Source organism: Mesorhizobium sp. M0139 (assembly GCF_040322455.1).
Taxonomy (GTDB): domain Bacteria; phylum Pseudomonadota; class Alphaproteobacteria; order Rhizobiales; family Rhizobiaceae; genus Mesorhizobium.
Map to the genome: position 1 here is coordinate 1 of NZ_JAMYTN010000041.1, position 7,427 is coordinate 7,427.

The window sequence follows — 7,427 nt, forward strand, 5'->3', positions numbered from 1 at the left end:
AGACAGCACCACAAGCATCTCAAATCCACCAACATGCTGGAGCGGCTCAACGAGGAAATCCGCCGGCGCACCTATGTCGTGCGCATCTTCCCCAATACCGAAAGCTGCCTGCGCCTGGTCAGGGCCTTGGCCGTCGAGACCAATGAAAACTGGATGGAGGCCAACCGATACATCAACATGGACGACCTGCGCGAGCACAAGAAGCTCGCTCTGCGCCAAGCCGCATGACCAGCATCATGACCAGCATCATGGCTGCCCCATTTTGCAGAACTTGACGCACACAACCTTCGTCGGATTCCATGCATCTGTGTCATGATCATGCACAGGTACAGCACACTGAAGTTTATCAGTTGGGCTATCCTACTGTGTTGAGCAGTTTTTTTCGTTTGGCACGGTATATGCTCAGCTGTCTGCAACGGCGCCAAGAAGCGCAGTGATGTTAACTGTGGGATAAAGGGCCTGAGCGCATGGTGGCAATGGCGGCCGTCTCAGCGGCTTAGGCTTAGCCATAGCTGAGGAGTTACCCCAACGAAGGTTGCCGCCTCTCGCGGGATCCTGGGCGGCTCGAAAGAGTAGTGGATCGGTTAGCAGCAAGGCACCGAAGTGCTGGCGAGCGCAATTGATGTAGTAACTGCGCGGATCCATCAGGTTGAGTTGCCGAAACATCGGAGCAGTTGCATCGCTGGTGTCAGGCGATTCTCTATGTCGGCGGGGCTGCGCCACGGGCTGCTGCAGGTATACTTCGATGTTGTGGCGTCATTTGGAGAAGGTTAGACAATGTTAAACACAATACCAGATGAAGTAAACTTGCTGGACTGCACGTTGCGTGACGGTGGCTACTACACAGGTTGGGATTTCGCGGCGGACTTGGTGTCGGACTATGTCGCTACTATCAACACTCTCCCGGTGCGCATGGTCGAGCTGGGGCTCGCCGGAAAGCCTGAGAGCCATGGATATTTCGCCAGTGTGACGAGCTCTAAGGCCGAACAGGTGGCTGCCGATCTCATAGGCGAGGCTTGCGTGATGATCGATGCCAAGGATGTGCTTGCGAGCGAACTACCTGTACCACTTGCCGTGATCCGACTGACAGAGGGACTAGCGCCAAGGCAAATCACGACCGTCCGCGTAGCGGCGCACTACAGCTACTTGGCTGCTTGCCGAGACATTTGCGCTGAGTTGTCTCACAGGGGCTTCCGTGTGTTTTTGAATCTCATGCAGATCGACGCAGCGAATGCTGCCGAAGTTGAAATGTGCCTCAAGGAAATAAAGCAAATCAACACGATCGACGTGCTTTATATTGCCGATTCCTTTGGCTCTATGAAGCCGACTCGGGTTCAGGAATTTGTGGGCCGGTTTGCGGATCAAATTGAGCCTGATATTGGATTCCACGGCCATGATAACCGTGGATATGCACTGGTCAATTCAGTGGCCGCCGCGATGGCGGGAGCGACTTGGATAGACTGCACCATGGGCGGCATGGGCCGCGGGGCCGGCAATGCGGCTAGTGAGCAGCTCCTTCCGATTCTCACTCGCCTCAAAACATCCAAGGAACGGGCACTCCTCGAGCACGTCCTGCGTCACTTCGATCCGCTTCGCAAACGGTATGGCTGGGGCAGCAGCGCGGCCTATCAATTCGCTGGCTCCAACTTTATCCATCCGTCCTATGTTCAAAAGCTACGTGAAGCCGGGGTATTGTCTGACGCCGCAATTATAAGGCGCCTATCGAACCTCCGCGCCGATGAACGGATGAGTTTTGCCGATGAAAAGCTGGCAACGCTAATGGCTAAGGACGACGCGTGATTGCAGATATCTCTGTTGAGCTGCCCATTGTTGCCAATTGAAGGAAGCCATGACTTTGCCAAATGCTGTTGCGAAACCATCGCTCCGCCCGTCCGATCCGCGGTTTTCATCAGGGCCTTGCCGTAAACATCCTGGTTGGAGCGTGCACCCACCTATGCTGCGCTACGTTGGACGTAGTCACCGGAGCTTCGAGGGAGGAGAACGCCTGGGAGAGGTAATCAGGCGCATGGCCTCGTTGTTAGGACTGCCTGACAACTGGCTCTGCGGGATCGTGCCGGGTTCGGGCACGGGAGCCTGCAGCATGGCCTTACAAAATCTACTCGGGCCGTCGCCAGTCGAGACATTCTTGTCGGATAGCTTCTCGCAGTATTGGGCAAACGAGATCGACGCCTTGACGCTCGCCCCCCAACGGCGGCACGTTTGTGCTTTCGGAGATTTTCCGAGCACGAGCGGGATCGATCCCAATCACGACATCGTTTTAGTGTTAAACGGCACCAGCAACGGCGTTTGTCCACCGGATCTTGATTGGATTCTTCCCGACCGTGCCGGGCTTGTGATCGCAGATGCCGTCTCCGCAGCTTTTACGAGGTACATCGACTTCGATCGGATCGATGTTCTGTGCTGGTCATGGCAGAAGGCGCTTGGAGGCGAAGGCGGCCATGGCATGATCGCGCTCTCGCCTCGGGCCCAGGCACGGCTAAGGGCCGGCGGACGCAAGCCCGTAGCCAGGCTCATGAGACTGCACAACGCTAATGGATCTATAAACGAAGCGTTCTTTGGTGGCCGCACGATCTCTACCCCCAGCATGTTCGCCGTCGAGGATATCCACTCCGCGCTCGACTGGGCCGAGGGGTGTGGTGGATTACCCGCGCTTTTAAAAAGGGTTGCCAATAATTATGCTGTGATGGCCGACTGGGTGGACTCTACCCCTTGGATTGATTGGACTTGCACCAATCCGGTAGCACGCTCCACCTGTTCAATTACTCTTCGGCTTGTACGAGAGCAGCTCGCAGCCGGCGAAAAGGAGGACGACGGTAGAATCGTTGCGGAGATGATCCGTCTACTCGAAGTAGAAGGTGCGGCTTTTGACATCTGGAGCTACGGTGATGCGCCGCTAGGATTTCGGATATGGGCGGGGCCAACCATCGAGGCAGATGACTTGGCTATCCTATGCAAGTGGCTTGCCTGGGCGTATAGCGAGGCGCGCGAGGCCAGCATACCATCCGAAGTAAGGGCCGTGCATCACGGCTGCTTTACGCCCTCTCAGGCGAGCGCGGTTGAGCCAAGGACGGAGACGGGCTGTCCTCTAACAGTCGCCCCGGAGAGCCCAACTCCCCAGACACTGGCAGATTGGTATGACGCGATACTTTTCGATGCTACCGGGGTTCTGATCAGCGAAAATGAGGCCCTGCCTGGCGCTGCTGATATCTTGGCCCGACTTAATACGTCCGGTCAGCCATACTACATCGTGACGAATATCAGTAGTGGATCGGTTGAGACAATATGCGCACGTCTCTGCGGCGCGGGACTTCCGATTCCCGCGGTCGATCGCATCGTGTCTGCGGGCGGTGTTGCGCGACGTCGTGTACTCGAAGAGCTGGGAGCCGGGCGACTAGTTTCGTATGTGGGCAGTGCACACGCTGCGCATGACATATTCGGCACGCATCCAAACCTTCATTGCGCTGATGCGGCCGAGACATTCGACACGCTCGTAGTGCTCGATGACGCAGGTTTCGATTTTAAACGGGCGGCCGACAACATCCTGTCCACCTTTCAACGCAGACTAATCGAGACGGGCGAGATGCCGCGTATGATAGCAGCAAACGCGGACATCATTTATCCTGGCAAGAATGGCTCGCTCGTCTTTGGACCAAGTATAATAGGGCCAATGCTTCAAGCTGGACTAGCGCCGTTCGAAGCTCCTCCAATCTCAGTAGAGATTATGGGCAAGCCAGGAAGAGCGATTTTTGAAGAATGCATCGCTCGGGCCGGTACCGACCGTCTTTTGATGGTCGGCGATCAGGTTGACACTGACATCAGGGGTGCAAAGGCTGCCGGGCTCGACGCACTTCTCGTAACCACGGGTCTCAACAACGGCGGTCAGTTGCGTCGAGACGAGAACGGCGCCCCCGACTATGTCGCAGAGAGCCTCAGTCAGATCTTCGACGGCAGCTTGTGTCCACATCTCCGATCGGCGAAGCATTCCAGCACGACAAATCAGGTTTGGGCAGCTTCGAGCGACAATTGCGGAGCGGACAAGGCGTATCTTGGCGACAGCGCTTGAACGCAGCAACCCGGCTTTGCTGCGCACGGCCACTGGCGCACGCTGACCTTCCTCGGCGCGTTGAGCTGCGATCGGCTTGCTGCACCTTGCGTCTTCGACGGGCCCATCAACGGCCAATGCTTCCGCGCCTATGTCGAGCAGCAGCTCATCACCGTGCTGAAGCCTGGCGATATCGTCATCATGGCCATGTGTGGACGCCCCGTTGGTGCAAGAAGAATTTTCGAAGAGCGCGGAGCGTGGTCGGGTGCTGACATGTGTCCGGCCTCTGTTGCGGCTGTCACATCCCGCGGGCCCGTATGGGAGTTCGCGGATCGGGTCCAATTCAACCTGGCGCGCTCAAGGCGCGTATCCATGATCTGGTTTTCCCGATCCCGTCTCGTTGACCGTTGCGCCATACTCTCCGTTCGACCTTCTCACACCATGGCAGCCTGCTCGAGGAGCGGTCTATCCTGCTATGGCTGGCGTTCGATAGGTTCCGCCTTTGGCCATTAATGCCCACACGATGCGCGCCGTCTTGTTGGCCAAGGCGACGATGACCAGCATGGGTGGCTTGCGCTCAAGCATTCGCGAAAGCCACGGATTCCCCGGTCGCCCCCTTCCGCATGGCCCAGCGCACAGCGGCGCTGGCCCCAATGATCAGCAGCCGTCGCAGGGTTCGCTCGCCCATGCGGGATGTCTCGCCGAGCTTTTGCTTGCCGCCCGAAGAACGTTGCAGCGGCGTTAGTCCGAGCCATGCCGCGAAGTCCCGGCCTCTCTTGAAGGTCTGAGCGGACGGGCCAACGCGGCAAGCGCCGTCGCGGTGATCGGTCCTATACCGGGAATCGTCATCAAGCGCTTGGCTTCCGCATCCTCTCTGGCGCGCCAGCCAATCTCTCGGTGGAGCTCGGCCACTCTCGCATCCAGCGACCGCAATTGCTCAACGAGTAAAGACAGGATCGGGCGGGCGGCTTCGGGGACAGTGGGGTCCATCTGCTCGATCGCCGTAACAAGTTTAGTGACGTGGAAGAGGCCTTGCGCAGCCACAAGTCCAAATTCCGCGAGATGGCCGCGTATTGCATTGATCGTCTGAGTCCGCTGGCGAACCACAAGATCGCGGACGCGGAACACAATGGCCGCGGCCTGTTGCTCTTCGCTCTTCACTGCCACGAAACGCATGGTCGGCCTCTGGGCCGCTTCGCAGATCGCTTCCGCGTCAGCCGCATCATTCTTTTGCCGTTTGACGAAAGGCTTGACGTAGCCGGAGCGATCAGCCGGACGCCATGACCCAGCTTCGCGATCTCCCGCGCCCAATAGTGGCTGCCGGCACACGCCTCCATCGCCACCGTGCAAGCCGGCTGCTCAGCTAGGAACCGAAGCACCTGATCGCGGCGCAACTTTTTGCGGAACAGGGTGGCTCCCTACGCATCCGAGCCGTGCGCCTGAAACACGTTCTTCGCCAGGTCCAATCCGATTGTGTTAACTTCCAACATGGACGCCTCCGTTCAAGTAATGATCAACGACACCACTTTGGCACAGCGATGCCGTGAGGGGGCGTCCACCCCACAATCTCGCAAGCCCTAAGTCGGCGGCCATCAGGCAGATGATCAAAGCTGCCGGCGCCCGGCTTTGGTACCTGCCGCCCTACTCCCCAGACCTTAATCCGATCGAGCAGGCCTTCGCCAAGATCAAACACTGGATGCGTCAAGCCCAGAAACGCACAGTCGAGGACACGTGGCGCCACATCGGCCACCTCGTCGCAACGATCGGCCCCACTGAATGCAAGAACGACTTCGAAAACGCCGGCTACGCTTCCGTCAAAACCTGAAAGTTCTCTAGTTGTTTGATCCCAGACTCACATGACGATGCTGAGGTCAAGAGGTGTGTTAGGGCGGCATCGTATTGCTCCCTATTGGTGGCGGAATCCAGAGCTGAGCCCGATTGCGTGACACGGCTCGGTCAATCGAGCCTAATCAAACTCCCATACGGTCGCCGCTTGAGACGGCTGCACCAATATCCCGCTTGCGGCGGCAGGGGCCCAGAAGGCGAGACCCGTCTTTGATACGGCATTCTAGCCAGCTGGGATCTCGGTTCGCCTCCTGGATCCGCCGAGGCTGATCAGGCCTCGAGGGAGGAGTGTATCGGTGTGATCTCGTCAGGCGGCCTTCATGACAGCACCTTATGACGACGCCCGCGGTCACGTATTTCCACAGCGCCACGAGCAGCTTCCTTGCAAGGGCGACGATGGTTGTCTTTTTGAGGCGCCCCTGATTGCGCATCACGCGTTCGTGGAACCAGCGGGAAGCGCTGAACTCGGTTGATTGCGCAGCCACAGCCAGGCCAACTCATCATCGTCGTTCGCAGTCGGGGGTTGCCGGCCTTCGAGACGCCTTGCTCGTGCTGGACCGGTCCGCTCTGCCAAGGCGTCGGCGCGAGCCCGGCATAGGCGGCGACATGCCGGCGATTATCGAAGTGCCGGAACAGCCCTTCCGAGTAGAGGATGGCGGCACACTCGGGGCCGATACCCCTGAGATCGAGTAATGTCGCTGCTGGAGTTTCGGCGACTTCGATGGCCAGCAGAGCGTCGCGCTCGGCCTGCACCTCTTTGATCTGGGCTCTCACCAGTTCGAGTCGGTCGAGCTCGCGACGGATTTGCCCCTTCAGATGTTCTGGCATTGCGCGGCCGTCGCCGGTCCTCAATTCCTCAAGCCGATGTCGCCGGTCACGTCCCAGGGGCTCGGTGATGCCCTGAGCAAACAGCAGGCCCTTGATTCGGCTGACATGGCAGGTCCGCTCACCAACCAGAACCTTGCGTTCACGGCCGATGCGCCGATGGTCCTCCTCCTTGACGCGGGTACCCTAACCATCGCGCACACGCGCGGCTCGCCTCGTTTGTAGGCGAGCAGCGCACGCACCAACGCCTCACCATCGATCTTGTCGGTCTTGGCACGACGCCGCCGGCGCGACGTGGCAATCGTGGCGGCGTCGACGACATGGCGTTCGATCCCCTCGGCCTCCAGGATTCGATGGATCCAGAAGCCGTCGAGACCCGCCTCCTGAATGACCACAAGCGCAAAGTGCCGGCCGGCGCGCGCCTGTGCCTTGTCCTGAAGCTGAGCAAAGCGTGCCAGCAGTCCTGTTATATCGCCGCCGCGTACCGCATGTTTCGACATCTTCTCCCCACTGCCCGGCGACAGCGAAGTGATCAACCAGGTCGATTTACTGAGTTCCAAAGAAATGGAGATCGCGCCAAGATCGGTGCGGATAGCGGCAAGCGAGGGACGGATATGCAGCCGACGCGAGTAACCCAGCGTTGCTACAAACAGGTGCACCCGAACACGCTCGCCGCCGACCCACGCCCGCGTGT

General features: G+C 58.9%; 3 protein-coding genes and 4 pseudogenes. 5 read left to right on the forward strand and 2 right to left on the reverse strand.

The window, feature by feature from the left end; genetic code table 11:
- The 4 genes and pseudogenes from NKJ58_RS31310 to NKJ58_RS31325 all read left to right on the forward strand — a co-directional run.
- Positions 1–228 (forward strand): transposase (locus tag NKJ58_RS31310; protein WP_352459861.1); only part of this gene is annotated, 228 nt, incomplete at its 5' end.
- Positions 229–777: 549 nt separating this feature from the next.
- Positions 778–1,800: a hydroxymethylglutaryl-CoA lyase-like TIM-barrel protein gene (locus tag NKJ58_RS31315; protein WP_352854697.1), complete on the forward strand. Its 1,023-nt coding sequence runs from the start codon at positions 778–780 to the stop codon at positions 1,798–1,800.
- Between the two features lie 301 nt (positions 1,801–2,101).
- Complete coding sequence (locus NKJ58_RS31320; protein ID WP_352854699.1) at positions 2,102–4,084, forward strand: HAD-IA family hydrolase; 1,983 nt, start codon at positions 2,102–2,104, stop codon at positions 4,082–4,084.
- Between the two features lie 12 nt (positions 4,085–4,096).
- Positions 4,097–4,306, forward strand: a pseudogene (locus tag NKJ58_RS31325) (IS630 family transposase); the annotation flags it as partial.
- Positions 4,307–4,528: 222 nt separating this feature from the next.
- Here the strand turns inward: NKJ58_RS31325 and NKJ58_RS31330 are convergent.
- Positions 4,529–5,553, reverse strand: a pseudogene (locus tag NKJ58_RS31330) (IS110 family RNA-guided transposase).
- A gap of 74 nt (positions 5,554–5,627) precedes the next feature.
- On the opposite strand from NKJ58_RS31330, the pseudogene NKJ58_RS31335 reads away from it, so the two are divergent.
- Positions 5,628–5,888, forward strand: a pseudogene (locus NKJ58_RS31335) (transposase); the annotation flags it as partial.
- A 327-nt stretch (positions 5,889–6,215) separates the two neighbouring features.
- On the opposite strand, the pseudogene NKJ58_RS31340 reads toward NKJ58_RS31335, so the two are convergent.
- Positions 6,216–7,353: pseudogene (locus NKJ58_RS31340) on the reverse strand (IS110 family RNA-guided transposase).
- Between the last annotated feature and the right edge of the window lie 74 nt (positions 7,354–7,427).

Coding starts and splice junctions, on each gene's coding strand:
- NKJ58_RS31320 (WP_352854699.1), top strand. CDS start 2,102: ATGGCCTTACAAAATCTACTCGGGCCGTCGCCAGTCGAGACATTCTTG.
- NKJ58_RS31315 (WP_352854697.1), top strand. CDS start 778: ATGTTAAACACAATACCAGATGAAGTAAACTTGCTGGACTGCACGTTG.